This is a genomic window from Romboutsia sp. 13368, assembly GCF_018336475.1.
GTDB lineage: Bacteria > Bacillota > Clostridia > Peptostreptococcales > Peptostreptococcaceae > Romboutsia.
Map to the genome: position 1 here is coordinate 560,028 of NZ_CP048741.1, position 680 is coordinate 560,707.

1 protein-coding gene and 1 pseudogene are annotated in these 680 nt (G+C 30.5%); both read left to right on the forward strand.

All coding sequences use genetic code 11. The annotated features are described in order from the left end of the window. Positions 1-55 precede the first annotated feature (55 nt). Positions 56-205: pseudogene (locus tag G3997_RS11770) on the forward strand (transposase); the annotation flags it as partial. Positions 206-289: 84 nt separating this feature from the next. Further along, a partial coding sequence (locus G3997_RS11775; RefSeq protein ID WP_442971209.1) for an IS1595 family transposase occupies positions 290-680 on the forward strand: 391 nt, incomplete at its 3' end.

Consider the following 680-nt stretch of genomic DNA (forward strand, 5'->3'; position numbering starts at 1 on the left):
ATTACCATTAAATCAAGTAGAGGAATTATTATCATACTTAGAAGAATTTCTTGTAATAGGTTCTCAAGTAGAACAAGTATGTGAAGAAGTTAAAGAATTTAGATTTGCTAAGGGAAAAGTATGTCCTCATTGCAGTTCTGAGTTAATATCAAGAAACGGTAAATATAATGGTAAGCAAAGATATATCTGTAGAGATTGTAGAAAGACTTTTACTGATTTTACAAACTCTGCAACATATAGAAGTAAAAAATCTTTAGATAAATGGCTTAAATATGCTAAATGTATGATTATGGGATTATCAATAAGAAAGTCGGCTAAAATTGTAGGTATTAATATAGCAACGAGTTTCTTCTGGAGACATAAAATACTTGATTGCATAAGTGCTTTTTTAGGTACAGGACATGTAGATGGAGTTATAGAAGCAGATGAAGTATTTTTTGCCGAGAGTTTTAAAGGTACAAGAACTAATAATATGCCAAGAAAATCTCGTAAAAGAGGTAAAGAGATTAAAAAGAGAGGTATATCTAAGGAGCAGATTTGCATTGCTACAGCTTTAGATAGACAAGGAAACTTAATAATAGAGCCTTTATGCAAAGGTAGAATGACACATAAAGAACTTGAGAGACTTTATAAAGGWCATATAGGAGACAGTTCTATATTATGTACAGATAGCCATAAAT